We start from the raw sequence: 24159 nt of genomic DNA, 5'->3' as shown, positions 1-24159 counted from the left end.
ATGGTCATCAGATCCGGATTCCGCTCCATGGCTGCGCTCACCGCCACTGCCGCCATCGGTCTGTGCTGCCTCGCTCCGACACCCGCCAGCTCCGCCTCCACGCCCCAGCCGGGCCCGCCCACGGGCGAGCACGTACGTCCGCGGCGGGACGCACCCGCCTTTCCGAGTGACGTGTCCGCCCTGTCGTACGTGGTCGCGGACGCCCGCACGGGGAAGGTCCTCGCCGCCCGGGACGCCCATCGCAAACTGCCGCCGGCCAGCACCCTCAAGACGCTGTTCGCGGTCACCGCGCTCCCCCATCTGCGCGCCGAGGACCGGCACACGGTCTCCGACCAGGACCTCGCGGGCATCGGCCCGGGCAGCAGCCTGGTGGGTGTCGAGCCCGGCCACACCTACCAGGTGTCCGACCTGTGGCGCGGGGTATTCCTCAGCTCGGGCAACGACGCCGTGCACGTGCTGGCCGCGCTGAACGGCGGCTGGGAGGAGACCGCGGTCCAGATGCAGGCGCAGGCCCGGCGGCTCGGTGCCCTGGACACCGAGGTCGTCTCGCCCGACGGCTACGACAGCCCGGGCCAGGTCTCCTCGGCGTTCGACCTGGCGGTGTTCGCCCGGGCGGGCCTGGCGCGGCCGGACTTCGCCGAGTACTGCTCGACCGCGTCGGCGCAGTTCCCCGGCGCGGGCGGCTCGTACGGCATCGTGAACACCAACCGGCTGCTCTCGGGCGCCGACGGGATCGACCGGTACCCGGGGATCATCGGGGTCAAGAACGGCTACACGTCCCATGCGGGCAACACCCTGATCGCCGCCGCCAAGCAGGGCGAGCGCACCTTGCTGGTGACCGTCATGAATCCGCAGGCAGGCGGCGGGTTCGCGGTCTACGAGGAGGCCCGCACCCTGCTCGACTGGGGCTTCAAGGCCTGGGACAGCGTCGACGCGGTGGGCACGCTGGAACCTGCACGGCCCACCAAGTCGGTCCGGCGTCAGGCGCAGATCACTCACGTGGCGGCGGCGAAGCCGCACAGCGGGGCGGACGACGACGAGTCGGTCTGGCCGGTGACGGGCTCCGTGGCCGGGAGCCTCGCCATCGCCGGAACATTTCTCCTGTTGATGCGCCGCCGCACGGTCAGGCGTCGCAGAGAGCGTCCGGCGAAGTGAGCGCTCACCGGGCTTCCCTCAGGACGGGCCGGGCCCGGCGAGAGCGGTACGCAGCCGGGCCAGCAGGGCCCGGCCCGCGGGTCCCGCCGGGCCCTGGGTGCGCCAGGTCAGCACGATGCGGCCGCGCGGCTCCGGCTCGACGATGCGCAGGGTCCGCAGGCCCGCGGCGAACTCCGCGCCGGGCGGCGGGGCAGGGAGGACGGCGACCCCGAGGCCGCGTACGGCGAGCCGGGCCAGGAGCTGCGGGGAGGCGGCCTCGAAGGCGATGCGGGGCCGGATTCCGGCCTCGGCGCAGGCCTGGTCGAGGACCGCGCGAAGGCCGGTGCCGCGCGGCAGGCTGATGAGGGGGCGGCCCGCCAGCTCGGGGAGGCGGACCTCCCTGCGGCCGGGTGCGAGGAGCGGGTCGCCGGGGGCCACGGCGGCCACCAGGGGCTCGTCGACGACCACGTCGAGTGCGACGCCGGGCGGGAGCGCGTCCTGCGCGATCCCGACCAGGGCGATGTCGAGCCGCCCCGCGAGCAGCGCGGCGAGCATCCGCTCGGAGGTGTCCTCGGTGAGCGTGATCTCGACGTCGGGGTGGGCGTCGTGGAAGTCGGCCAGAAGGGCCGCCACGTCGAACTCCTCGATGGCGGCGCCGGAGACGACACCGATGGTGACGTGACCGCGCAGCAGGCCAGTGAACTCGTCCACGGTGTGCCGCACCGCGTCGACGGCGGCGAGCGCGGCCCGCGCGTACGGCAGGACCGCCTCGCCCGCCTCGGTGGTGGTGACCGAGCGCCCGGCGCGGTCGAGCAGGGGCTGGCCGAGTTCCCGCTCCAACTGCCGGATCTGCGCGCTGATTCCGGGTTGCGCCACATGCAGACGGGCGGCAGCCCGGGTGAAGTTGGCCTCCTCCACCACCGCGACGAAGTACCGCAGCTGTCGAAGCTCCATGCCCCGGATCCTAGGGGGTGTCCTGCCGCCCCTCCCCCACCCGCCCAGCACAGAGCGACATGCTGACCACCTCACAATCCAGCCTAAGATTCCCAGAATCGATCCTCCAGTTGCCTTGAAATCGACCAGGGATCCGCCAACACGCCTTTCTTTTGGCCGACGTTGGCGAGCTCGGCGACCTGCACACCTGTGCGATGTCCTGCGTCGATGCGACCCCGGCGGGTTACTTCGCGTGACCGAATGTTTCCGGTGTGTTGCGCGGAGCTCTCCGTCGCGGGAGAGACTCCTGTTCGTTCTTCGGAAACCAACCCCCAGGAGTGTTCGAAATGCGGAAGATCGCAGCAGTCAGTGCCGTAGCCGTCGCCTTGCTGGCCAACGGACTTGTCGGTACCGGACTCGGCAGCGCGGCAGCGGCCCCGGCCGACGCCATGAAGCCGATGAGCCTGTACCCGCCGTCCGCGCTCGTGATCAGCGTCGAGCCCGGGACTGGCGACGAGGGCGTCTCCGTCCAGCGTGCGGTCACCCTCAGCTGCGCCCCGACGCCGTCGGGCACGCACCCCGCGCCGGCCGCCGCCTGTGCCGAACTCAGGCGCGCACAGGGCGACTTCACCGCCCTCTCCGCGAGCGGCGCCCCACGCATCTGTACCAAGCTGTGGAACCCGGTCACCGTACGCGCGGACGGCATCTGGAACGGCAAGCGCGTCAGCCACGTACAGACCTACGGCAACTCCTGCATGAAGGCGGCCGGTTCGGAGGCCGTGTTCAACTTCTAGGCGGCCGCCCCCGAGGCGGGGTCCGACCTCTGGGCGGCCGGAGCCGCCGCAAGGGGTGACAGGAGGAATCCAACTCGCGTTACTTGACATGTCTTCGTCGCTTCACTCGACGATGGCACTGTCCTGACGGAGAGTCACCCCCACTAGGAGGACCCGTGTCGGAAGCCCGGCCCAGACGATTCACGCCCCGGCTGCGGACAGCCCTGCCCGTCGCGCTCGCCGCCTGCCTCGCCCTCGCCTCTGCGAGTGCCGGCGGCAGCGCTTCAGCGGCGGGGCCCGAGACCCTGCCGCTGTCCGGGGCCACCGTCTCCGGCCTGCACAACACCTACGACCCGGCCGCCTTCCCCTACTTGGCACAGGCTCTCGACACCGGCACGTCGATGATCGAGCTCGATGTGTGGGACGACTTCATCACCAAGGAGTGGAAGGTCAGCCACTCCAACCCGCTGGGCAACAGCAACAACTGCGTGAACGCGAGCACCCCCGCCCAGCTCTACACCGGCGGCGCCAACAAGAACCTGGAGAGCTGCCTGGACGACGTACGGGTCTGGCTGGCGGCCCACCCCGGGCACCCGCCGCTGGTCATCAAGCTGGAGATGAAGGCGGGCTTCCAGGCCACGTACGGCATGAGCCCCGCCAAGCTCGACCAGACGATCAGCGCTCACCTCGGCTCGGCGGTGTTCCGTCCGGCGGACCTGCTCGCCAAGCCGGGCGGCGGCCAGTACGCCACGCTCGACGAGGCCGCGGGCGCGGGCAACTGGCCGACCCGCCAGGCGCTCGCGGGCAAAGTGATGCTCGAAGTGATCCCGGGCACGGTCGAGGAGGGCAACCCCACCGACAGCCTGTGGACGGACGTCGAGTACGCCCGCCATCTGCGCGACCTGGCCGCGGCAGGGCGCACGGGACAGGCCCAGATCTTCCCGGCGGTCCACAACGCCCAGGCGGGCGACCCCCGTTCACGCTATGCCGAGGCCTCGATCCGCCCGTGGTTCGTCGTCTTCGACGGCGATGCGGCGACGTATACGAACGGCTCGATCGACACCAACTGGTACGACGCACACCACTACTTCGTCGTCATGACCGACGCCCAGAACGTCGCCCCGGCCCTCGACGACAAGAACCCGTCACCGGCGGACGCACAGGCACGGGTGGCCCGGCTCGCCGCCGCCCACGCCAGCGTCGCCTCCAACGACTGGACCTCTCTTCCCCAGGTCCAGTCGCTGGCCCTGCCCCGCGGGGTGGGCTGACGGAACCCGCACGGGCGGGGGCGGCAGCCCACCACCGGCGGTGACCGCCCGTGGCCGGTTCAGGCGACCGGACACGGGCGGGCTTTTTCGGTCACCTTCCGCGCGTGAGGGCAGCCACATCCAGGACATCAAAGCAACAAGATTTTCACATACTCGGCATATTCCAGAAAGAATCTTCACGTCCGGCGGCCTGGTGACCGGTGTTCAGCAAGAACCTCCTTGTTGAACACTGCACTTCGAATCGGGACATGTCCGTATAGCGGCCAACCAATTCGGCCGGACTTCTTGATCCGCGGCCCTGGCCGGTAGGGATGGCACTGAACCACTCGCCAACCCACCGCGCATCCATGGGGATTCCTATGTCTCGACCGTCCCGGCCGTCCCGACCCACCCGCCGCCAGGCCATCGGCGTCACCGCCGGCACTCTCGCCGGGCTCGCCCTGGCCGGCACCGCACACGCCTCCACGAGCTCGGCGCAGACCGGCCATGAGGGGCACGGCACGCCCGAGGCCTTCGACGAGGTGTTCCAGGGGCGCCGGATACAGGGCGTGCCCGGCGCCGGGCACATGCACCACGGCGGCGGGTACGCCGTGCGGATAGACGGCCAGGAACTGCATGTGATGCAGAACGCCGACGGGACGTGGATCAGCGTCGTGAACCACTACCAGCCGTCTCCCACACCCCGCGCGGTCGCCCGCGCCGCCGTGGTGGAGCTCCAGGGCGCCGCCCTCGTCCCGCTCACCTGAGCCGACTGCGGCACGGCCCGCAGGGCCTGCCCGGTCCACACGCCCCTCCCGCACCCCAGCCCAACCAGGAGCACAGCCATGGCCGTTCGCAAGAATCAGGCGCATCTCACCGCCGCCGAGAAGCGCCGCCTCGTCGACGCGCTGCTTCAGCTGAAGCGCAACGGGAAGTACGACGCCTTCGTCACCACGCACAATGCCTTCATCATGAGCGACACCGACACGGGTGACCGGGTCGGCCACCGTTCGCCGTCGTTCCTGCCCTGGCACCGCAGATTCCTCATCGAGTTCGAGCAGGCCCTGCAGTCGGTCGACGCTTCGGTCACCGTGCCGTACTGGGACTGGACGGTTGACCGCACCCCGAGTTCCTCGCTGTGGGCTCCCGACTTCCTCGGCGGCACCGGGCGCAGCCGGGACGGCCAGGTGATGGACGGGCCGTTCGCGCAGAGCGCGGGCGGCTGGCCCCTCAACGTCCGGGTGGACGGCCGCACTTACCTGCGCCGGGCGCTCGGGGCGAACGTCGCCCAGCTGCCGACCCGGGCCGAGGTCGACAGCGTCCTTGCCATGGCGACGTACGACATGGCGCCGTGGAACAGCGCGTCCGACGGCTTCCGCAACCACCTCGAAGGCTGGCGCGGGGTCAATCTGCACAACCGCGTCCACGTGTGGGTCGGCGGGCAGATGGGGACGGGGGCCTCGCCCAACGACCCGGTGTTCTGGATGCACCACGCGTTCGTGGACAAGCTCTGGTCGCAGTGGCAGGCCATGCACCCGGGCTCGCCCTATCTGCCGACGGCGGGCACGCGGAACGTGGTGGACCTGCACGACACGATGCGCCCGTGGAACGACGTGACCCCGGCGGATCTCCTCGACCACACCCGCTATTACACGTACGACACGGCGGCCTGACCCCGCCCCCGGCGGGCCGCCGGTCGCTCGCGTCAGACCGGCCGGCGGCCCCACGCCTAGATCATCGGCGAGGTCGGGCTCAGCGGGCCAGCCTGCCGAGCAGCGAGGAGGCGGCCAGGATGCCGAGGGCGGCCGCGAGCAGCAGCACCCCGTAGTCGAGGCCGAGATGGGTCGGGGTGCCGAGCAGCAGTCCGCGCAGGGCGTCGACCTGGTAGCTCAGCGGGTTCGCCCTGCTGACGGCCTGGAGCCAGCCCGGCATGACCGACACCGGGTACAGGGCGCTGGAGCCGAAGAACAGCGGCATCGTGATGGCCTGGCCGATGCCCATCAGGCGGTCGCGGGTCAGCACGATCCCGGCGATCGACATCGACAGGCAGGAGAAGAACGCGGAACCGAGGACGACGGCGACACCGACGCCGATCAGCTTCAGCGGGTTCCACGTGAGGGCCACCCCGAGCAGGGCCGCGATCACGATCACCACGACCGCCTGGATGAGCGCCTTCACCCCGGCCGCGAAGGCCTTGCCGGTGATCAGCGCGGAGCGCGGGGTCGGGGTGACGAGGAGCTTGGTGAGGATGCCCGAGTCCCGCTCCCAGATGATCATGATCCCGTAGAAGATGGCGATGAACATGGCGGACTGGGCGATGATGCCGGGCGCCAGATAGTCGATGTACGGGATGCCGCCGGTCGGGATCGCCTTGATGCGGGTGAAGGTCTCGCCGAAGATGAGCAGCCACAGCGCGGGCTGCACGGCCCGGGTGTAGAGCTCGGCGCGGTCGTGCCGGAGCTTTTGCAGTTCGACCGCGCACAGGGCGCCGACCCGGGCGGGCAGTACGCGCCAGCCGGTGCGGGGCCGCGGCGGGACGAGGAGCAGATCGAGGGCGCCCGCGGTGTCGAGGGGCTCAGCCGAGGCGGGCTGCGGTGCGGCGGGTGCTGCGGACATCGCGGAAGTCACCTCCCTCGCTGTCGAGCCCACGGCCGGCGACATCGCGGAAGACGTCCTCCAGGGTGGGCGGCGGACCGTCGGGCCCGCGGCGCTCGCGCAGCTCGGACTTCAGCCCCTGGGGCGTGCCCAGGGCGCGTATTCTGCCGCGGTGCATCAGGGCGAGGCGGTCGCAGTACTGGTCGGCCTCGTCCATGTGGTGGGTGGTCACGAGCACGGTCATGCCGGTGGCCCGGCGCACCGCGTCGATGTGCTCCCACACGCTGGTGCGGGCGATCGGGTCGAGGCCGATCGTCGGCTCGTCCAGCATGAGCAGACGGGGCGCGCTGACCAGCGCCTGGGCGAGTTCGAGGCGGCGGATCATGCCGCCCGAGTAGGTGCGGGCCATGCGGTCGGCGGCCTCGGTGAGGTCGACCGCGTACAGGGCCTGCGCGACGCGGCGGGCGCGTTCCTTGCGCGGGACGTCGAAGACCCGGGCGAACAGGGCCACGTTCTCGCGCCCGGTCAGGCCCGCGTCGGCGGACAGCTGCTGCGGTACGTAGCCGAGCAGCCGGCGCACCTCCATCCGCTCCTTGGCCGCGTCGTGCCCGAAGACCCGTATGCGGCCCGCCGGCACCGGAAGGAGGGTGGTGATGCAGCGGATCGCGGTGGTCTTGCCCGCGCCGTTCGGGCCGAGCAGGCCGAAGACCTCGCCCGTGGTGACGGACAGGTCGAGCCCGTCGACCGCCCTGGTCTCGCCGAACGCGTACTCAAGCCCCGCGCACATCACCGCGTCGTCGTCGCTCATGACCCCTCCGGTTCCTCGTGCAGGTTCTCGGCGAGCCGGCGCAGGGCGGGCAGGGCCGCGGCGAGCGCGGCCCGGTCGGCCGCGTCCAGGCGCGCCACCTGGTCCCGTACGAGCGCGGCGCGGCGCCGCTGCCAGTCGCGCAGCCGCTCGACCGCGGCGGGCGTCGCGTACAGCCGGGCCGAGCGGCGGTCCCCCGGGTCGGTCTCGCGCCGCATGTACCCGTCCTTCACCAGCTGATTGACCAGCGTGGAGACCGAGTTGCCCGCGAGGTACAGCTCCTTGGCGGCGGCCGAAACACCGATACCCGGCTGGGACGCGACGAGCCTGAGCAGCTCGATGTGGGCGCCGCGCAGCCGGGGCACGGTCAGGCCGCGGCGCAGTCGCCGTCGGACGAGCCGCTGGACTCCGGCGAGCACATCGGCGAAGGAGTCGTCGAACGGCTCGGCCTCTTCGACAGCCATGTCCCCATTTTATCTCTCAGTGAGAGGTAATGGCCAGGCCCGTACACCACACCGTGGGGGCCCGGCAGGATGTGGCGACGAGCACATATGGACCCGCTGTGAGAACGCACTCGGGCCGCATGACATCTTTCCCCGGGGCCTCCCGTGCTCCACGGAACGCCATTCGTAACGGGCAGGGAAACAGGAGCTGAAACGCACGTGCCGGCCATCAGTCAGAGGATGCATCTGATCCTGCTCTCCGCATGGACCGCGCTGTGGTTCGCCGTGGTGGAGCCCAACGGCGGCTTCTCCTGGCACTATCTGCGGGCGGGCGGCCAGCTCATCTTCCAGGGCCCTTCCGGTGACGGAACCGGCGGCCTCAACCTCTACGCCCACCACCCCGAACTCCAGATGGGCCCGGTCAGCTTCCTGACGGCGGGGCTCTTCAACCCGTTCCCCGAGCGGACCGGCCAGTTCCTGGCCGCGCTCCTGATGTCGGTGCTCGGCCTGGTGATCGTGGTGATCGCCGGGCGCAGCGCCGCCTGGTACTTCCTGGGGACCGGCACCAACCACCAGCGGCTGCGGCAGCGCGTGCTGATCGCCGGTCTCGCCTTCATCCCGATGTGGATCGAGGTGTCGGTGCGCTTCGGCCACCTCGACGACGTACTCGCGCTGTTCTTCACCGCGCTCGCCGTCCGCTCGGTGACCCGCAACAGCGCGGTGGGCACCGGCGTGTGGCTCGCCCTCGCGATGGACTCCAAGCCCACCGCGGTGACGTTCGCCGCGCTGCTCTTCGCGCTGCCGCGCCACCAGTGGCTGCGCGCGGGGCTGTGGTGCGCGGCGGTGGTCGCCGTCGCCTGGGCGCCGTTCTTCCTCAACAACCCGCACTCGATGTCGGCCGCCGGTTTCGCGATACCCAACCAGCCCGCGTCCGCGCTGCGCTGGCTCGGGGTCGCCGACGCCGAGACGCCCGGCTGGGACCGCCCCGCCCAGGCGGCCCTCGGCCTGCTCCTTGGCGCGATCGCGGTGTGGCGGGGGCGGTGGGCCGCGGTGGTGCTGCTCGGCGCGAACGCGCGCATCGTCCTGGACCCGAGCGTCTACACGTACTACACGGCGTCGGTCCTGCTCGGGACCCTGCTCTGGGACGTCATCGGGCAGCGCCGGCTGGTCCCGTGGTGGAGCTGGCTCGCGCTTCTGACGCTGTACGGGAGCGTGTTCGTGGTGCCGGACGATGCCGCGCGGGGGCTGATCCGGCTCGCGTTCGTGGTCGTCTCCACGGCGTACGTACTGCTGTGGCCGCAGCGCGACAGAACCCGGGACCGCCGTCGAAGGCGCCGGTCCGCCTCCGTGCCCGCCTGAGGACCGCCTGGCCTGAATCGTTGGCTCGGGCAACTTCTCTGGCGCCCGGCCGCTGACGTGACGGTACGTCAGATGCGATGCTCGACGGAGCCGTCCGACAGGAATCGGCGGCAGGCCGAGAGGAGCCGCCGTCATGGCCGAGGCGCCGAAACCCCCGCACGACAGCGGATCGTTCCCCTTCCCGCCCGGTCCGCTGGGCGGCTGCCCCGAGGAGTACCGGCGGCGGCGCGCGGAATGTCCGCTCGCCCCGGTCACGCTGCCCAGCGGCGACGAGGTGCTGCTCGCCACGGCGTACGACGACGTCCGCGAGGTGCTCGCGGGCGCGTCCTTCTCGCGCAACCTCCGGTATCCGGGCGCGCCCCGGATGCTGCCCGGCGAGGCGTTGGGCGACGATCCGCACGCGCTGACCAGCATGGACGGCCCCGAGCACGCGCGGCTGCGGCGCATCGTGCAGGGCGCCTTCACACCGCGCCGCGCCGAGGCCCGGCGCCCGGCCGTACAGGCCGTCGCCGAGGAACTCCTGGACGGCATCGTGGCGGCGGGGCCGCCGGCCGACCTCCTTGCCTCGTACGCGTTCGCGCTGCCCGTCGAGGTGATCTGCCGGCTGCTCGGGGTGCCCGCGAAGGACAGCGGGCTCTTCCGGGCCTGGTCGGACACACTCCTTTCGCTGACGCCGGGCGGGGCCGGGGAACGCAGACGGGCCGCCGCCGAGTTCGGGGCCTACGTCGAAGGCCTGGTGGCCGAGCATCGCGGTGCGCCGGGCGGTGACCTCATCGACGCGCTGATCGAGGCGCGCGACGAGGGTGACCGGCTCAGCGAGGCGGAGCTCGGGCGGATGGTGCGGGGGCTGATCGTCGCGGGCCACGAGACCACCGCCCATGTCATCGCGCGCGGCGTCCTCACCCTGCTGCGGAACCCGGCCGAGTTCGCCGCGCTGCGGGCCGATCCGGGACTGCTGCCGGACGCGGTGGAGGAGATCCTGCGCCTGCAGATTCCCGGACACGGCGCGCTGCTGCGGGTGGCGACGGCGGATGTGACGCTGCCCTCGGGCGCCGCGGTGGCCCGGGGCCGGGCGGTGCTCGCCCCGATGGTGGCCGCCAATCAGGACCCCGTACGGTTCGCCGAGCCCGGCCGGCTTGACATCCGCCGCGCCGACAACAGGCACCTCTCCTTCGGCCACGGCCCGCACTTCTGCCTCGGCGCGCATCTCGCCCGCGTCGAGGTCCAGACCGCCCTCGAAGCGGTCGTACGACGCCTGCCGGGGCTCGCGCTCGCCGTCCCGGCCGAGGAGCTGACCTGGACGACGGGCAGCCGGGTGTGCGGGCTTCGCCGGCTGCCCGTCACCTGGTGAGCGCGCGAAGGCGGGGCCGCGTGAGACGCTGGGCGGGACCGCACCGGCATTCCTGCGAAGAGGGTCCCTGATGACTCGTCAGACGCGTACGGCCAAGGACATCATCGCGGCGACGTCGGCCGCGCTCGCCCCCGCGGCGGACGACAACCGGCTCGTGCCGCTCATCGAGGCCGGCACCGCACCACTGTCCGCGCTCGCCGGGCTCGCCCTGGAGCAGCGCCACATCATCGCCTCCGACCGGCGTGCCTTCGAACTCCTCGCCGAACGCTCGGGCAAGGGCACGGCGTGCGCGGAGTTCTTCGGCTCGCTCGCCGTGGGCGAGGCGCTGGCGCTCGAACGGCTCGGCGCGTACGAGAGCGCCTGCGGGCTCACCCCGCAGGCCATCGGCCAGTACGAGCCGAAGGCCGGTTGCCAGGCCTATCCGGCGTATGTGGCGTGGCTGGCCCTGAACGGCGAACCGCCGAGCGTGGCCCTCGCGCTCACCGCCAACTTCGCGGCGTGGGGCGGCTATTGCGCGCGGGTGGCCGCGGCGCTGCGCACCCGGTACGGGTTCACCGACCAGGCGTGCGGGTTCTTCGACTTCTTCGCGGGCCCGGCCCCCGAGCTGGAACAGCAGGCCGTCGCGGCCGTCGCCGCCGGCTCGGACGACGAACACGGCGAGGGCGTCGGCAGCGGGGCGCACTATGGACGGCTGCTCCAGACGTACGAGTCGATGTTCTGGAACACGCTCGCCGAGGCGTGATGCGGCCGAAGGCCGTACCTGGGCCGCCGGGTTGACACCGTGCGGCGCGGCTGGCTGTAATGGCCCGCGTGTCGCGTGACGCCGGTCAAAGAGCAGTGGGCCGGCCGGCAGTCGGGCGAACACCCTTTTCGAGGGACCGTGTCATGAGTTCACACTCCGCATCCCCCGCCTGACGGCAGCCTCCGCGCACGCCGTCCACCCGTCCCGAGCGGTGCCCCGCACACCGTGCGACGACCCGGGTACGCCTCGCCTTCCGTGACGGGCGCCGGTCTTTCGGCGGCCGTCCGCCGCCGCGCGTACCGGGGACGGCGTTGCCGCGCCCATCGCGAGCATCCGCACATCCTGATTCTCTGGAGATCCCACACCGCATGACCATGTCCTTCAACCAGCGCGTCATCGAGGAGTTCCGGGCCAACGCGGGAAAGGTCGGCGGCCCCTTCGAGGGCGGCGACCTGCTCCTGCTGACCACCACCGGCGCGACGAGCGGCGCCCCGCACACCGTGCCCCTGAGTTTCGTCCGGGACGGTGGCCTCCTGATGGTCGTCGGCTCCAACCTCGGCGCGCCGAGCCACCCCGACTGGTACCACAACCTGCTGGCCCACCCCACGGTGCGGGTGGAACTCGGCACCGAGCAGTTCGAAGCGATCGCCGTACCCGCCGAAGGGGCGCGCCGCGAGCGGCTGTTCGCGCGGGTGGTGCACGTGGCGCCCGGATACGGGGACTACCAGGCCGGGACCGAACGGACCCTGCCGGTCGTGGTTCTGGAACGGCCCGAGCCAGGACCCGAGGCGCCGCGCAAGGTCGACAACCTGGCCGACAAGCTCCTGGAGGTGCACACCTGGCTGCGCACCCAGCTGCGGCACGTCGCCGCCGAGGCCGACGCGTACTTCGCGGCGCGGGCCGCGCACGAGGGCCCGGGCGACGCCCCGGCACCGGGGCTCGGCCTCCAACTGCGCCAGCACTGCCTGGCGTTCTGCCAGGCACTGGAATTCCACCACACCGCCGAGGACAACCACATGTTCCCGGGCCTCGCGCAGTACCACCCCGCGCTGCGCAACGCCCTGGAGCGGCTGCGCGAGGAGCACCGGACGGTGGCCCGCATCCAGGGTGACCTCGTCGCCCTGCTCGACACGCTCAGCACGGCCGACCCCTTCGGCTTCCGCGCTCAACTGGACGCCATGACAAAGGAGTTGACCGCCCACCTGGCCTACGAGGAGAGAGAGCTACTGCCGGTCCTGTCCGCCGTGCCGTTCCCGCCGGCGGGTCCCTGAACCACCTCGGGGGTGGCATCCGTGCCACCCCCGATCCGGGTGGTGGCCAGATCGCGGCAGGGAGCCTGGGCGGTGGACGATCCAGTAGACCGATTCACCGCAAGGGGAGCGATCCCAACGGGGAGAGAAACACATGCAGTTGTTCAGTAAGCCGGCCCGGTGGGCCGCGGCCGCCGCGTGCGGGCTGCTCGCCGCGGCGGCCCTGCCGGCCGGTGTGGCGAGCGCCGCGGCCAAGAGCACCGTGCCCGACCGCTACCGTCTCCAGCAGCTCGACTGGCAGCCGTGCGTGTCCGGCGCGCTGGAGTGCGCCACGATGTCCGTACCCCGGGACTGGTACCACCCCGACGCCGGACCGAGCCTCGGCATCCAGGTGTCCCGGCACCGGGCGACCGGCCCCGCCAAGCGGCAGGGCGTGCTCATGATGGCGGCGGGCGGGCCCGGCGCCTCGGGCTACCAGCGCCCGGCCACCCTCACCAAGCTCAGCCCGAAGCTCTCGGCGGCGTACGACGTCGTCAGCTTCGACCAGCGTGGGGTCGGGGCGAGCACCAACGTGATCTGCTCGGACCAGGACAAGGTCGACGGCCTCTTCAACAGCGGGGATCTGCGCGACCGTTCACCGCAGGCACTGCGGGCCACGTTCACCAGGGCTCGTGACTTCGTCGCGGACTGCGAGCGCAATTCGGGCGGCCTGCTGCCGTACATCACCACCGACCAGGCCGTGCACGACATGGATCTGTACCGGTCGCTGCTCGGCGTGGACAAGGTGTCCTACTACGGGCCGTCCTACGCCACCTTCCTCGGGGCGTACTACGCCACCGAGTTCCCGCGCCGGGTGGAGCGGGTCGTCCTCGACAGCAATGTCGACTTCACCGGCAGCTGGGAGTCGTTCCTGGTGGGGCAGCCGATGGGTTTCCAGCGCCGGTTCGAGCAGGACTTCCTGCCGTGGCTGGCGAAGAACGACGCGACGTACCACCAGGGCCGCACGCCTGCCGAGACCGAGGCGTCCTACGAGCGGCTGCGGGCCGCGCTGCACGACCACCCGCTCGACCTCGACGGCACCGTGGTCACGCCCAACCACCTGGATGCCGCCGCGACGAACGCGATGTACAACACGAGCGACAGGTTCCGGGACTTCGCCTCGCTGATGGGCCTGCTCGAACACCCCGGCAGCGCGCCGGCGGACGCGAAGAAGAAAGTCGCCGAGCAACTGCGGCACCTCATGGGCGCCAACTACCTCGCCGACTTCTTCTCGGTCACCTGCGGCGACACCCCGTGGAAGCGCGACAGCCGCTACTGGGTGGACAAGAGCGCCGAGGCGACGCGCGTCAACCCCCTCGCCGGGGCGCGGGAGTTGACGTTCGCCGCGATCTGCGCGAACTGGCCGCGGTCGAAGGCGCCGCACATCAAGGTGACCGGCAAGGGGCTGCCGCCCGTGCTGATGCTCAACTCGACGCATGATCCGGCGACTTACTACGAGGGCGCGCTGCGAGCCCATCGCGGGCTTGCGGGCTCCCGCCTGATCACCGTGGACGACGGCGACCACGGCCAGTTCCAGACCGGCAACGCCTGCGCCGACGCCTACGTCGAGAACTACCTCCTCGACGGCACGCTGCCGGCGAAGGACACGACGTGTGCGGGCGTGCCGCTGCCGGAGCCGGCGGCGCGGGGTCGGATCACCTCGGCGAGCGGCTGACCCCCGAGGAGAAACCGCCGGAGCGGGCAACGGGGGGTGCACAAGCGTTTACCCTGGGGGTGAACAGACGTGCACCCCCGCACACCCCTGCCCGCATTCCAGCCGTACGGAGAGTCATGCCCCCAGCGATACCCGCGGCCGCCGACCCGCCGCGCCCCCGCTTCTTCGTCGGGGTCCTCGCGTTCTGCGGTGTGGTCGTGGCCGTCATGCAGACGCTGGTGGTGCCGCTGCTTCCGCATGTGCCCGCGCTGACCGGTAGCACCCCGGCCGCGGCGAGCTGGCTGGTCACGGTCACCCTGCTCACCGGGGCGGTCTTCACGCCGGTGCTCGGCCGGGCCGGCGACATGTACGGCAAGCGGCGGCTGCTGCTCGTCTCGCTCGGGGTGCTCACGGCGGGCTCGGTGATGTGCGCGACGAGCTCGCACATCGGGGTCCTGATCGCGGGCCGCGCCCTGCAAGGGGCGGCGCTCGCGGTGATTCCGCTGGGCATCAGCATCATGCGGGACGAGCTGCCGCCCGCGAAGGTGCTCTCGTCGGTGGCCCTGATGAGTTCGACGCTGGGCATCGGCGCGGCCGTGGGGCTGCCGGTCGCCGCACTGGTCGTCGAGCACTTCGACTGGCACACCATGTTCTGGGCGTCGGCCGCGCTCGGCGTGCTCGACATCGCCCTGGTCCTGTGGTGCGTGCCGGAGTCGCCGCTGCGCTCGCGCGGCCGGTTCGACGCCGTGGGCACGCTCGGCCTCTCGGCGGGGCTTGTCGCGGTGCTGCTCGCCATCACCCAGGGCGCCGACTGGGGCTGGACCTCGCCGCGCACCCTCGCGCTGCTCGGCGCGGCCGTGGCGATCTGGCCGCTGTGGGGCGCGTACGAGCTGCGCACCCGCTCGCCCCTGGTCGACCTGCGGGTCTCGGCGCGGCCCTCGGTGCTGCTCACCAATGTGGCGGCCCTGCTCATCGGCTTCGCCTTCTACGCCAACTCGCTGGTCACCGCGCAGATGGTGCAGGAGCCGAAGGCCACGGGGTACGGGCTCGGCGCGTCCATCGTGGTCAGCGGGCTCTGCCTGCTGCCGGGCGGCCTCGCGATGGTGGCGCTGTCCCCGGTGTCGGCCAAGATCTCGGCGAAGTACGGCCCGAAGGCGGCGCTCGCGCTTGCGGCCGCCGTCATGGCGGTGGGCTACGGGCTGCGGTTCTTCACCAGCCACAGCCTGCCCCTGATCATCGCGGGGGCGACGGTGGTGTCCTGCGGCACCGCGATCGCCTACTCAGCGCTGCCCGCCCTGGTGATGCGCGCGGTCCCGGTGAGCGAGACGGGCGCCGCCAACGGGCTCAACACCCTGATGCGCTCGGTCGGCCAGACCTGTTGCAGCGCGGTGGTGGCCGCGGTCCTGGCGAACGTCACCTTCGAGGCCGGCGGGCACACCTCCCCGACGCTGCACGCCTATCTCCTGGTGTTCCTGATCGCCGCCGGCGCGGCCCTCGCCGCCCTCGCCGCCACGCTGTTCCTGCCGAGCCGCACCGCCTCCGCCCCCGGTACCGTCGGGGCGGACCGTGCCGAGGGCGCGACGGGACGTACGACGGCCGAGGAGAGCGCATGACGGGGCAGCCGGCCACCGGCGGCGACACGGAGACGGGCAGGGACGCGATCCTGCGGGCGGCGCGCCGGGCGTTCACGCTGCGCCCGTACGCGGAGGTCACGATGCGTTCGATCGCCGCCGACGCGGGGGTCAGCGCCTCGCTCATCGTCAAGCGGTTCGGCAGCAAGGAGCGGCTCTTCCACACGGTCGCGGACTTCGGGCCCGCAGCCGACGCGCTGTTCGCGGCTCCCCTTGAGGTGCTGGGGCGGCACATGGTCCTGACGATGGTGCGGATGCGGCGCGAGGATCAGGGGGATCCGCTGCTTCGCGCGGTGTTCTCACTGGGGAACGTGGATGAACGGACACTGCTGCGGGAGCGGTTCCGCGAGCAGGTCACGTCCCGGCTGGCCGGTCAACTGCGCGGCGGGGACAGCGAGTTGAGGGCCGAGTTGATCGCCGGTCTGCTGCTCGGCCTGGGCGCGACCCTCAGTCTGCACCGGCCGGGCGCCGGGGAACGCGCCACGCCCGAGCAGCTGGCGGATCTGTATGCGCCGGCTGTGCAGCGGATGATCACCGGCTCGGAGTGACCGAAACCGGATGTTTCGCTAGTCGTGAAGGGTGATGGCCTGCACCGGGCAGGCCCGGGCGGCTTCGCGGACCAGGGGGTCGCCGCCGCCGTCCTCGCGGCCGGGCAGCAGTGCGCTGAACCCGTCGTCGTCCTGGGTGAAGACGCTCGGGGCGGTCAGCGCGCACTGCCCCGCGCCGATACAGACGTCCTTGTCGATGCCGATCCGCATGTGCGGCTCCTTTCCGTCGGCCCCTGCCGCGCTACCAGGCGACGGGGAGTTCGACCATGCCCTGGATGGTGTCGCCCGGCTTGAACGGGATCTCGTCGGCGGGCACCGCCAGGCGGAGCCCGGGCAGCCGGTCGAAGAGGGAGCGCAGCGCGATCTCCATCTCCGCCCGCGCCAGGTTCTGGCCGAGGCACTGGTGGATGCCGTAGCCGAACGCGACGTGGTGGCGGCTGGTGCGGTGCCAGTCCAGCTGATCCGGGGCCTCGTAGCTGGCGTTGTCCCGGTTGATGATCGACGTCGAGAAGACGACGCCGTCGTCGGCGTGGATGGTCCGGCCGTCGATCTCGATGTCGTCGAGGGCCACCCTGAGCATCCCGTCGGCGATCGACAGATAGCGCAGGAGTTCCTCGACCGCGGCCGGCATGAGCGCCGCCTCGGAGCGCAGCTCGGCCAGCTGTTCCGGGTGCTGGAGCAGCGTGAACGTACCCAGCGAGATCATGTTGGCGGTGGTCTCGTGGCCCGCGACCAGCAGGATGGTGGCGAAATCGACCAGTTCCTGGTGGTCAAGGGTCCCTTCGTTCAGGCGCTGCTCGATGAGATCGTCGAGCAGTCCGTCGCCGCGTTCCTTCTGTTTGCGGTCGATCAGCCGGACGAAGTAGTCCTCCAGCGCGTCGCGGGCGGCCTCGACGTCGGCGGTCTCCGGTCCGCGAAGGAGCTTGCGGGACTGGCCCTCGAAGAACTCGTGATCCTCGTAGGGGACGCCGAGCAGCGCACAGATGACCATCGACGGCACGGGCAGCGCGAAGGCGCTGACCAGGTCGGCGGGCGCCCCCTGCTCGATCATCCGGTCGAGCAGCTCGTCCACGGTCCGCTGGATCTGCGGCCGCAGCGAGGCCGTGCGCTTGAGAGTGAAGCTGGGGATGAGCATCCGGCGCTGCGTCGCGTGCTCGGGGTCGTCGATGCCGAGCAGTGCGGTGCGGCGCCTGCTGATCCCGGCGAAGCGGGCCGTCGGCGACGGGAAGGCCAGGTTCTCGCGGTTGGAGGAGAGCCGCGGGTCGGCGAGCAGGGCGCGTGCCTCGGCGAGCCCGGTGACCATCCACACGGTGCGGCCGTCGTAGAGCTGAACGCGGGCGAGCGGACGCTCGTCGCGCAGCGGCTGATATGCGGTGGGCGGGTGGTAGGGGCAGCTGCGGTCCTGCGGGAAGGCGACGCTGCCGGTGTCGGTGGCGGTGTGGTCCGTGTTGACGCTGGTGTTGCTGCCTGTCATGTAGACCTCGCAAGCGAAGGGTTCCGTCTTGCCGATCTCCACTACATGCCTCGGGCACCTATGACGTCTACGTATTCTTCGGCCGAATCCATACCTTCGGCCGAGGCGCCCGGGGGCCCGGTGCGAGGGCCCTCGGGCGGCGGGGCTAGCGTGTTGGCGGCCCGTCGTACGTCACGGGCCGGTGAGGAGATCGAGCCGGATGTCCGGTATGACGCTGAGCGAGGCGGCGGGCGGCCTGCCCGAGCTGACGACGGGGCGGCTGCTGTCGGTGTGGGAGCCGGACGCGGCGGCGCTCCTCCTGATCGTCGTCCTGGGCGGCCTGTACGGCTGGGGCGTGCTGCGGCTGCGCCGCCGGGGCGAGCGCTGGCCGCTGCCCCGCGTCCTGGCCTTCGCGCTCCTGGGTCTCGGCAGCCTGGCCGTCGCCACGATGTCGGCGCTCGCGGTGTACGACACCGAGCTGTTCTGGCCGGCCGCCGTGCAGAACGTCCTGCTCGACCTGATCGCGCCGCTCGGCCTGGCGCTCGGCGACCCGCTGCGGCTCGGGGTGCTCGCGCTGCCCGAGCGCGGGGCAGCGCGCCTGAAGGCCGCGATGACCGGCCGCCTGGTCCGGTTCCTCACCTTCCCGCTGGTCAGCACCCTCCTGGTACTCGCCTCCGAGCTGTGCATCTACTTCACGCCGTACTTCGAGACCGCACTGCGCCACGGCCCGCTGCACGAGCTGATGTACCTCCAGCTGCTGCTCGCCGGGAGCCTGTTCGTGCTGCCGGTGCTCACCCGCGAGGAAGCCCTGCCCGCCTGGTGCAGCCACCCGGTGCGGGCCGCGCTCGTCTTCGTCGACGGCCTGATCGACGCGGTGCCCGGCATCGTGGTGATGACCCACAGCACCCTGATCGCGGGCGCCTGGTACCTCCACCACGCACCCGCCTGGGCGCCCGACGTCCACCGCGACCAGCAGCTCGGCGGCGGCGCGATGATCACCATCGCCGAGCTGGTGTCGCTGCCGTTCCTGCTCGCGATCCTGGTGCAGTGGTCCCGCGCCGACCGCGCCCAGCGCGTGGTGCTCGACCGCCGCCTGGACGCGGAACTGGCTCCGGCCGCCCCGGTGGAGGGACGGCCGGAGGACGCCGAGCTCGTACGGCCCTGGTGGGAGACCGACGGCGGAACGGTCGGGCAGCGGATGCGTCAGCGGCGGCCCGGCGACTGAGCGGTCAGTGCCGGTCGCGGCGCCTGCGGATCCGGCTCACGATGAACCAGATCACGAACACGACGAACGCGATGAAGAGGATCACCAGGATCAGCAGGAAGATCCCGAGCTTCTTGAAGAAGCCGCTCTTCTTTTTCTTGGACTTGGACTTCTTCGACGCGAGGACGGTCGACTTGCCCGCGACGGTGTGACGCCCGGTTTGTGCCGCCGCCCGGACCGGCTGCGCCACGTCCCCTGCGGAGGTGGCCTGTTGGGCCGTCGAGGCCACGACCGTGGTCCGGGGTGCGGCCTCGGCCGTGACCGGTCCCGCCACCAGGGCGGTGCCGAGCAGCAGGGCGAGCAGCACGGCGGCGCGGCGCAGCGGGCCCCGGCCGGTCCTCGAAGCCGTCGTGGAGTGCGATTCGTTCATGGTGGTCATCCCCCAGGGAAGCTCGGTGCGGCGGACCCGCCGCACGCTGTCTTTGTCTGTACCGGCTGTATCTGCACCGGACGCGAGATCGGTACGCCTCAGGTGTGCGCCGCGACGCCCGCCGTCGTCTCGACCTCGATGAGCGAGGCGCTGTGGCGCTCGGCCTCGAACGCGGCGAGCCCGCCCCGCAGGCCGAACAGGCGCTTGGCGAGCAGGATGTAGAGGACCGCGAGGATGTTGACCGTCAGGGTGGCGATCTTCACCCAGCTGATCTTCTCGGTGAGCTCGTAGATCTCCAGGGGCAGGAACATCGCCGTGGCGACGACGGTGAGGTACTCGGCCCACCGCTTGGCCCGCCACAGGCCGACGCCCTCGACGATCTCGATCAGCGCGTACACGAGCAGCGCCACCGCGACGATCACCAGGGTGGAGTGCTTGTAGTCGAAGGTCTTCTGGATGGTGCCGACGACCGGCGAGTGGTCGAGGTCGTAGTGGAAGTGGCGGAAGACCGGCCGGAACACGTCCAGGTACTCGTCGAAGAACCGGCGCACCGAGTCCTGGCTGTTGCTGAACTTCCACACCGCGAACGCCACAAGGACGATGAACACGCCGCGCACGGCCCGCTCGACGGCCAGGAAGCGCAGGATGAACAGATCGCGCAGGACCTTGCCACGCGGCACCAGCGGCGCCTCGTCGGCCGGACCGGAACCGTGCGGCGCGCCCAGGGCGAAGTCACCGCAGCGCAGACAGCGCCAGGCCTCGCCGAGACCGGTGTCGGCCCGCAACCGGTCGCGCAGCACGTCCTCCTGCGGCGCGTACGTCACATGGCCGCGGCGCGCACAGGTGCGCCGGTCCCAGTCGATCTTCATGCTCTTCCTCCCGTGAGGCCCGCGGCATGCGCGGGCCGGTGTACTCACAGGGACCGTAGTGGACTCTTGTCGTGGACTTGCCACGGGGTCGGGTCCGGGTGCCTGCCGCCTCCGTCCTTCTAAGGAGACGAGAATGCGCCGATGAGTTCCGCGATCACGACAACTTCTGCCGCCCGGTCCGGCGAAAAGTTCCTCCTGGTCCCTTCTGCGGCTTCCGGGGCCACCGAGGCGTTCGCGTTCCTCCGCGACAGGGGTCCCGGCACGGGCGTGGGGCGCCCCGGCCGCCGGAGCGCGAGAAGGCCGGCCGATCGCCCCATCCGCATATGCCCGGCGGCAACCCCTGCTCACGACAGGCGAAACCGCTCGCCTTTGGCATATGCCAAAAGCACCACCGTATCGAGTGTTGCCAAATCCCTTACGGGGCATCGCTCCCTGTGCAACAGTCGTTACCGGTCCACTTCATCAGACCAGGCTCTACCGCGGCCGCATCGGAGAACGTCATGCCGTCCCATCTGTTCGCGGACCGTCCCGCGCCCCAACCGCCCGAGCGGGGCACGGTCGACGCACTGATCACGCAGACCCGCCGGCTGCGCGGGGGTGTGGACGCGGTGCGCCGCGACGCGCTCGTGGACGACGACGACCCGCAGGGCCGCTGGCAGCGCGCCCTGTGCGATCTGGCGGTGCACCAACTCGACGACCTCGGCTCGCACTTGGACCAGTTGCGCGAGGGCTTGAGCGCCGAGGAGGAGGACGCGGCAGCCCTCGCCGTCGAGAGCGCGTTCAGCGACGACCCGGGCACCGGCACCCTGCTCAGCCGGGTCGGCAGCGCCGAATGGGACCTGCTGACCGACGCGGTGAGCTGGTCCGATGAGCTCTTCCAGATCTTCGGCCGCCCCCCCGAGAGCGGCGGCATGTCCCTCGACGAACTGCCCACCATGGTGTTCGCCGACGACCAGGCCCTGCTCACCTCGATGGTGACGGGCGCCCTGGTGGACGGCCGGCCGATCGACGGGGAGTTCCGGATCGTACGGACCGACGGCCGGGTCCGCACGCTCCACATGATGGGCGAACCGGTGCTCGACGCCGACGGCTGCACCGCTTCGATGTGGGCCGTCCTGCGCGACGTGAGCGAGCTGCGGCGCAGTCAGCGAGCCGTGCGGGAGAGCCGCGACTGTCTGCAGCGCCAACGCCACATCGCCCAGACCGAGCACCGGCTCGCGGTCGAGCTGCAGGAAGCCGTACTCCCACCGTGGCGCGGCTCTCTGCGGCTCCCGCAGGGCGGCCCCGGCGCACTCGACATCGCGGCGCACTATCTGCCGTCCTCCTCCAGCGCCCTCATCGGCGGCGACTGGTACGACGCGCTCGAACTCCCCGACGGCACCTCTTTACTGACCGTCGGCGACCTCACGGGTCACGGGGTGACGGCGACCGGCGCCATGGCGATGCTGCTCGGCGCGCTGCGCGGGATGGCCGTCGCGGGCATCGGCCCCGGCCCCTTGATGGGCCACCTCAACCAGCTCCTGGAGACGACCGTGCAGCCCGCCCTGGGCAGCGCGGTCTGCTGTCGTTACGAACCCGCCGAGCGCAGGCTCACCTGGTCCCAGGCGGGCCACCCCGCCCCGCTGCTGTTCCGCGACGGGACGGGACGGGCGCTGAGCGCACCGGAGGGGGTCCTGCTCGGCGCCACCCACGGGGCGTCCTACGGCCAGGCCGAGGTCACACTCCGGGCGGGCGACCTGCTCGTCCTCGGCACCGACGGGCTGACCCGGCGAAGCGCGTCCGAGGCGTCGGAACCGCGCCGGCTGCTCGAACTCGCCCCGCTCTTCGACGGCGGCCGCACAGCCCAGGACTGCGTGCGGATGATCGTCGAGGAGTTCGGCGAGCACGAGCGCGAGGACGACGCCTGTGTGCTGGTGGCCCGCATCGGGTCCTGACTCACAGGCGGCGGAGAAACGGCCCGAGGGGGCCCGGGGGTTGTACGTGTCCGGCGTACAACCCCCTTCTAGATGTCCGCGATCCGGCTCCGCTTGGCCGGCGCCTGGGGCAGCGCCAGCTCGATCTCCTCCCGCAGATCCTGGATCTTGGCGTAGCTCGCGTACTGGCCCGTGAGCCGGTACATCTCACGCAGCCGGTCCCAGGTGCGGTGCGAGGAGGTCTCCCCCATCGACACCAGCGCCAGGCGGGCATAGCGGTCCGCCTGTTCCGGGTCGTCGGCGATGAAGCAGGCCGAGGCCAGGGAGATGTAGTCGAAGATCTTCGAGCGCTGACGGCCGCCCACCCGCAACTCCAGTGCCTGCTTGGCGTGGTGCTGCGCGATGGTGGCCGCCGCCGGATCGTGCTCGGCGAGCGTGCGGAAGGCCAGGGCCTCCATGCCGTGCAGATCCGCCTCGTCGAACATCTGCATCCAACTGGGCGGCGGCACATCGCCCTTGTCGGAGACGAAGAGCTCCTCCGCCTCGCCGAGGGTGCGGCGCATCGCCTGGCCGCGCCCCATGGACGCCTGGGCCCAGGCCTCGATGGTGTGCAGCATCGCCTTGGTGCGCGGCAGGGTCTCCTCGCCCGAACCGGACTTGGCGAGCTTCATGAGGTCGAGGGCTTCGCCGGGACGGCCCAGGTGGACCATCTGGCGGGCGGCCCGCGAGAGGGCCTCGCCGGCGCGCGGGCGGTCGCCGCCCTCGCGGGCCGCGTGCGCGGCGATGACGAAGTACTTCTGCGCGGTCGGTTCGAGGCCGATGTCGTGGGACATCCAGCCCGCGAGGACGGCCAGGTTGGCGGCGACGCCCCACAGGCGCCGCTGGAGATGGTCGGGGTGGCGGTAGGCGAGCATGCCGCCCACCTCGTTGAGCTGGCCCACCACCGCTTTGCGCTGGAGCCCGCCGCCGCGGGAGGCGTCCCAGGCACGGAACACTTCGACCGAACGCTCCAGGGCGTCGATCTCCTGCGATCCGATGGGGGCGGCCTCGTAGCGGTCGAACCCGGCGGGATCGGCGTGCAGAGGGTCGTCGAGGCGGGGGGCGTCGGCCGAGAGTACGGGGTCGGTGTGCAGCCAGTCGTGCATGGCGCTGCTGAGTACGGAGCCGGTGGCGAGCGCGGCGCCCGCGCCCACCAGACCGCGTCGGTTGAGCATGAGGTCCATTCCCGTGAATTCGGTGAGGACCGCTGCCGTCCGTTCGGGCGCCCACGGAAGGCCGTCCGGATTCTTCGTGTTCCTGACGTCGTTCCGCTTTCCAGCGCGCCCGTGCCGGTCGAACCCGAGGTCCTCGATGGTCACGACACGGCCGAGCCGCTCGGTGAACAGCGCCGCCAGCACCCTGGGCACCGGATCGCGCGGGGTCTCCCCCATGTCGATCCAACGCCGCACCCGTGAGGTGTCGGTGGCCAGTTGGGGGTGGCCCATGGCCGCCGCCTGCCGGTTCACCATTCTCGCGAGTTCACCCTTGGACCAGCCGGCGAGGCCGAACAGGTCGTTCAGGCGGGTGTTGGGTTGTCCGCTCACGTCAAGCCCCCAGGTTCTCGGCTGAGTTGACAGTAATCCCCCTGTCAGATGCGGCGCGAGTATTCGCCACGGTTCGCCAGGGCACGCCAGATGGTGTGCCACCCGCGGCCGGGTGTCAGGTAAGAGAGCGCCACCCCGACCCGGGGGCCGGACCCCATTCCCCAGGGTGCGGCTCGGCCACCGGGACGGGTAGCGCACGCAAC

Annotated in this window: 23 protein-coding genes; 14 read left to right on the top strand and 9 right to left on the bottom strand. The window is 71.4% G+C overall.

Annotation, left to right across the window (positions count from 1 at the left end):
* Complete coding sequence (locus ACSHXC_RS34315) at positions 1-1155, top strand: D-alanyl-D-alanine carboxypeptidase family protein (RefSeq protein ID WP_438295244.1); 1155 nt, start codon at positions 1-3, stop codon at positions 1153-1155.
* A gap of 18 nt (positions 1156-1173) precedes the next feature.
* Here the strand turns inward: ACSHXC_RS34315 and ACSHXC_RS34310 are convergent, their stop codons facing one another.
* Positions 1174-2088, bottom strand: coding sequence for a LysR family transcriptional regulator (locus tag ACSHXC_RS34310; protein WP_438295243.1), 915 nt, complete (start codon positions 2086-2088; stop codon positions 1174-1176).
* 326 nt (positions 2089-2414) lie between these two features.
* Between ACSHXC_RS34310 and ACSHXC_RS34305 the strand changes: the two genes are divergently transcribed.
* From ACSHXC_RS34305 to melC2, 4 genes are all read left to right on the top strand, one after another.
* Complete coding sequence (locus ACSHXC_RS34305) at positions 2415-2861, top strand: subtilase-type protease inhibitor (protein ID WP_438295242.1); 447 nt, start codon at positions 2415-2417, stop codon at positions 2859-2861.
* A gap of 155 nt (positions 2862-3016) precedes the next feature.
* Positions 3017-4108 carry a phosphatidylinositol-specific phospholipase C domain-containing protein gene (locus tag ACSHXC_RS34300; protein ID WP_438295241.1) on the top strand — a complete coding sequence of 364 codons (1092 nt, stop codon included), beginning with the start codon at positions 3017-3019 and terminating at the stop codon, positions 4106-4108.
* Positions 4109-4467: 359 nt separating this feature from the next.
* Positions 4468-4854 carry an apotyrosinase chaperone MelC1 gene (gene melC1 / locus ACSHXC_RS34295; RefSeq protein WP_438295240.1) on the top strand — a complete coding sequence of 129 codons (387 nt, stop codon included), beginning with the start codon at positions 4468-4470 and terminating at the stop codon, positions 4852-4854.
* Between the two features lie 78 nt (positions 4855-4932).
* Entirely contained in the window at positions 4933-5760 is an 828-nt protein-coding gene (melC2, locus tag ACSHXC_RS34290; protein WP_438295239.1) for a tyrosinase MelC2, read from the top strand.
* Positions 5761-5839: 79 nt separating this feature from the next.
* Here the strand turns inward: melC2 and ACSHXC_RS34285 are convergent, their stop codons facing one another.
* Genes ACSHXC_RS34285 through ACSHXC_RS34275 form a run of 3 tightly spaced genes read right to left on the bottom strand, consistent with a single transcriptional unit; the run spans position 5840 to position 7951 of the window.
* Positions 5840-6703 carry an ABC transporter permease gene (locus ACSHXC_RS34285; RefSeq protein WP_438295238.1) on the bottom strand — a complete coding sequence of 288 codons (864 nt, stop codon included), beginning with the start codon at positions 6701-6703 and terminating at the stop codon, positions 5840-5842.
* The gene (locus ACSHXC_RS34280; RefSeq protein ID WP_438295237.1) at positions 6663-7490 is read right to left on the bottom strand and encodes an ATP-binding cassette domain-containing protein; all 828 of its coding nucleotides are present in this window, start codon (positions 7488-7490) and stop codon (positions 6663-6665) included. The genes ACSHXC_RS34285 and ACSHXC_RS34280 overlap by 41 nt, the downstream gene beginning before the upstream one ends.
* Complete coding sequence (locus ACSHXC_RS34275) at positions 7487-7951, bottom strand: MarR family winged helix-turn-helix transcriptional regulator (RefSeq protein WP_438295236.1); 465 nt, start codon at positions 7949-7951, stop codon at positions 7487-7489. Before ACSHXC_RS34275 ends, ACSHXC_RS34280 begins: the two co-directional genes overlap by 4 nt.
* A 219-nt stretch (positions 7952-8170) precedes the next feature.
* Between ACSHXC_RS34275 and ACSHXC_RS34270 the strand changes: the two genes are divergently transcribed.
* The 7 genes from ACSHXC_RS34270 to ACSHXC_RS34240 all read left to right on the top strand — a co-directional run bounded on the left by ACSHXC_RS34270 (position 8171) and on the right by ACSHXC_RS34240 (position 16504).
* Positions 8171-9289 carry a hypothetical protein gene (locus tag ACSHXC_RS34270; protein WP_438296997.1) on the top strand — a complete coding sequence of 373 codons (1119 nt, stop codon included), beginning with the start codon at positions 8171-8173 and terminating at the stop codon, positions 9287-9289.
* 133 nt (positions 9290-9422) lie between these two features.
* Positions 9423-10640 (top strand): cytochrome P450, encoded by a 1218-nt coding sequence (locus ACSHXC_RS34265; RefSeq protein WP_438295235.1) that lies wholly within the window; start codon positions 9423-9425, stop codon positions 10638-10640.
* A gap of 70 nt (positions 10641-10710) precedes the next feature.
* On the top strand, positions 10711-11382 hold the full coding sequence (locus ACSHXC_RS34260; protein WP_438295234.1) for a transcriptional regulator: 672 nt from the start codon (positions 10711-10713) through the stop codon (positions 11380-11382).
* Positions 11383-11750: 368 nt separating this feature from the next.
* Positions 11751-12653, top strand: coding sequence for a nitroreductase/quinone reductase family protein (locus ACSHXC_RS34255; protein WP_438295233.1), 903 nt, complete (start codon positions 11751-11753; stop codon positions 12651-12653).
* Between the two features lie 133 nt (positions 12654-12786).
* Positions 12787-14346 carry an alpha/beta hydrolase gene (locus tag ACSHXC_RS34250; protein WP_438295232.1) on the top strand — a complete coding sequence of 520 codons (1560 nt, stop codon included), beginning with the start codon at positions 12787-12789 and terminating at the stop codon, positions 14344-14346.
* Between the two features lie 116 nt (positions 14347-14462).
* Positions 14463-15938: an MFS transporter gene (locus ACSHXC_RS34245; RefSeq protein WP_438295231.1), complete on the top strand. Its 1476-nt coding sequence runs from the start codon at positions 14463-14465 to the stop codon at positions 15936-15938.
* Positions 15935-16504 carry a TetR family transcriptional regulator gene (locus ACSHXC_RS34240; protein WP_438295230.1) on the top strand — a complete coding sequence of 190 codons (570 nt, stop codon included), beginning with the start codon at positions 15935-15937 and terminating at the stop codon, positions 16502-16504. Before ACSHXC_RS34245 ends, ACSHXC_RS34240 begins: the two co-directional genes overlap by 4 nt.
* 18 nt (positions 16505-16522) lie before the next feature.
* Here ACSHXC_RS34240 and ACSHXC_RS34235 read toward each other — a convergent pair whose 3' ends face one another.
* Complete coding sequence (locus ACSHXC_RS34235) at positions 16523-16714, bottom strand: ferredoxin (RefSeq protein WP_189960356.1); 192 nt, start codon at positions 16712-16714, stop codon at positions 16523-16525.
* Between the two features lie 31 nt (positions 16715-16745).
* The gene (locus ACSHXC_RS34230; RefSeq protein WP_438295229.1) at positions 16746-17978 is read right to left on the bottom strand and encodes a cytochrome P450; all 1233 of its coding nucleotides are present in this window, start codon (positions 17976-17978) and stop codon (positions 16746-16748) included.
* 199 nt (positions 17979-18177) lie between these two features.
* Between ACSHXC_RS34230 and ACSHXC_RS34225 the strand changes: the two genes are divergently transcribed.
* Positions 18178-19182, top strand: coding sequence for a cytochrome c oxidase assembly protein (locus ACSHXC_RS34225; RefSeq protein WP_438295228.1), 1005 nt, complete (start codon positions 18178-18180; stop codon positions 19180-19182).
* 4 nt (positions 19183-19186) lie between these two features.
* Here ACSHXC_RS34225 and ACSHXC_RS34220 read toward each other — a convergent pair whose 3' ends face one another.
* Positions 19187-19591: a hypothetical protein gene (locus ACSHXC_RS34220; protein WP_438295227.1), complete on the bottom strand. Its 405-nt coding sequence runs from the start codon at positions 19589-19591 to the stop codon at positions 19187-19189.
* A 98-nt stretch (positions 19592-19689) separates the two neighbouring features.
* A complete protein-coding gene (locus ACSHXC_RS34215; protein WP_438295226.1) occupies positions 19690-20460 on the bottom strand; it encodes a DUF2127 domain-containing protein in 771 nt (256 codons plus the stop codon).
* Positions 20461-20960: 500 nt separating this feature from the next.
* Between ACSHXC_RS34215 and ACSHXC_RS34210 the strand changes: the two genes are divergently transcribed.
* A complete protein-coding gene (locus ACSHXC_RS34210) occupies positions 20961-22394 on the top strand; it encodes a PP2C family protein-serine/threonine phosphatase (RefSeq protein WP_438295225.1) in 1434 nt (477 codons plus the stop codon).
* Positions 22395-22462: 68 nt separating this feature from the next.
* On the opposite strand, the gene ACSHXC_RS34205 is transcribed toward ACSHXC_RS34210, so the two are convergent.
* Complete coding sequence (locus ACSHXC_RS34205; protein ID WP_438295224.1) at positions 22463-23956, bottom strand: DNA-binding protein NsdB; 1494 nt, start codon at positions 23954-23956, stop codon at positions 22463-22465.
* Between the last annotated feature and the right edge of the window lie 203 nt (positions 23957-24159).

This window comes from Streptomyces sp. HUAS TT7 (assembly GCF_051550175.1).
GTDB lineage: Bacteria > Actinomycetota > Actinomycetes > Streptomycetales > Streptomycetaceae > Streptomyces.
Note: the sequence above shows the minus strand (reverse complement) of the source record. Positions and strands in the feature narration are given on the sequence as shown.

What these genes read in the sequence shown, in the direction of transcription:
- ACSHXC_RS34255 (WP_438295233.1), top strand. Translation starts at nt 11,751, where the DNA reads ATGACCATGTCCTTCAACCAGCGCGTCATCGAGGAGTTCCGGGCCAAC.
- melC2 (WP_438295239.1), top strand. Translation starts at nt 4,933, where the DNA reads ATGGCCGTTCGCAAGAATCAGGCGCATCTCACCGCCGCCGAGAAGCGC.
- ACSHXC_RS34225 (WP_438295228.1), top strand. Translation starts at nt 18,178, where the DNA reads ATGTCCGGTATGACGCTGAGCGAGGCGGCGGGCGGCCTGCCCGAGCTG.
- ACSHXC_RS34235 (WP_189960356.1), bottom strand. Translation starts at nt 16,714, where the DNA reads ATGCGGATCGGCATCGACAAGGACGTCTGTATCGGCGCGGGGCAGTGC.
- melC1 (WP_438295240.1), top strand. Translation starts at nt 4,468, where the DNA reads ATGTCTCGACCGTCCCGGCCGTCCCGACCCACCCGCCGCCAGGCCATC.
- ACSHXC_RS34240 (WP_438295230.1), top strand. Translation starts at nt 15,935, where the DNA reads ATGACGGGGCAGCCGGCCACCGGCGGCGACACGGAGACGGGCAGGGAC.
- ACSHXC_RS34215 (WP_438295226.1), bottom strand. Translation starts at nt 20,460, where the DNA reads ATGAAGATCGACTGGGACCGGCGCACCTGTGCGCGCCGCGGCCATGTG.
- ACSHXC_RS34305 (WP_438295242.1), top strand. Translation starts at nt 2,415, where the DNA reads ATGCGGAAGATCGCAGCAGTCAGTGCCGTAGCCGTCGCCTTGCTGGCC.
- ACSHXC_RS34265 (WP_438295235.1), top strand. Translation starts at nt 9,423, where the DNA reads ATGGCCGAGGCGCCGAAACCCCCGCACGACAGCGGATCGTTCCCCTTC.
- ACSHXC_RS34210 (WP_438295225.1), top strand. Translation starts at nt 20,961, where the DNA reads ATGCCGTCCCATCTGTTCGCGGACCGTCCCGCGCCCCAACCGCCCGAG.
- ACSHXC_RS34230 (WP_438295229.1), bottom strand. Translation starts at nt 17,978, where the DNA reads ATGACAGGCAGCAACACCAGCGTCAACACGGACCACACCGCCACCGAC.
- ACSHXC_RS34245 (WP_438295231.1), top strand. Translation starts at nt 14,463, where the DNA reads ATGCCCCCAGCGATACCCGCGGCCGCCGACCCGCCGCGCCCCCGCTTC.
- ACSHXC_RS34310 (WP_438295243.1), bottom strand. Translation starts at nt 2,088, where the DNA reads ATGGAGCTTCGACAGCTGCGGTACTTCGTCGCGGTGGTGGAGGAGGCC.
- ACSHXC_RS34285 (WP_438295238.1), bottom strand. Translation starts at nt 6,703, where the DNA reads ATGTCCGCAGCACCCGCCGCACCGCAGCCCGCCTCGGCTGAGCCCCTC.
- ACSHXC_RS34250 (WP_438295232.1), top strand. Translation starts at nt 12,787, where the DNA reads ATGCAGTTGTTCAGTAAGCCGGCCCGGTGGGCCGCGGCCGCCGCGTGC.
- ACSHXC_RS34270 (WP_438296997.1), top strand. Translation starts at nt 8,171, where the DNA reads ATGCATCTGATCCTGCTCTCCGCATGGACCGCGCTGTGGTTCGCCGTG.
- ACSHXC_RS34280 (WP_438295237.1), bottom strand. Translation starts at nt 7,490, where the DNA reads ATGAGCGACGACGACGCGGTGATGTGCGCGGGGCTTGAGTACGCGTTC.
- ACSHXC_RS34260 (WP_438295234.1), top strand. Translation starts at nt 10,711, where the DNA reads ATGACTCGTCAGACGCGTACGGCCAAGGACATCATCGCGGCGACGTCG.
- ACSHXC_RS34220 (WP_438295227.1), bottom strand. Translation starts at nt 19,591, where the DNA reads ATGAACGAATCGCACTCCACGACGGCTTCGAGGACCGGCCGGGGCCCG.
- ACSHXC_RS34315 (WP_438295244.1), top strand. Translation starts at nt 1, where the DNA reads ATGGTCATCAGATCCGGATTCCGCTCCATGGCTGCGCTCACCGCCACT.
- ACSHXC_RS34275 (WP_438295236.1), bottom strand. Translation starts at nt 7,951, where the DNA reads ATGGCTGTCGAAGAGGCCGAGCCGTTCGACGACTCCTTCGCCGATGTG.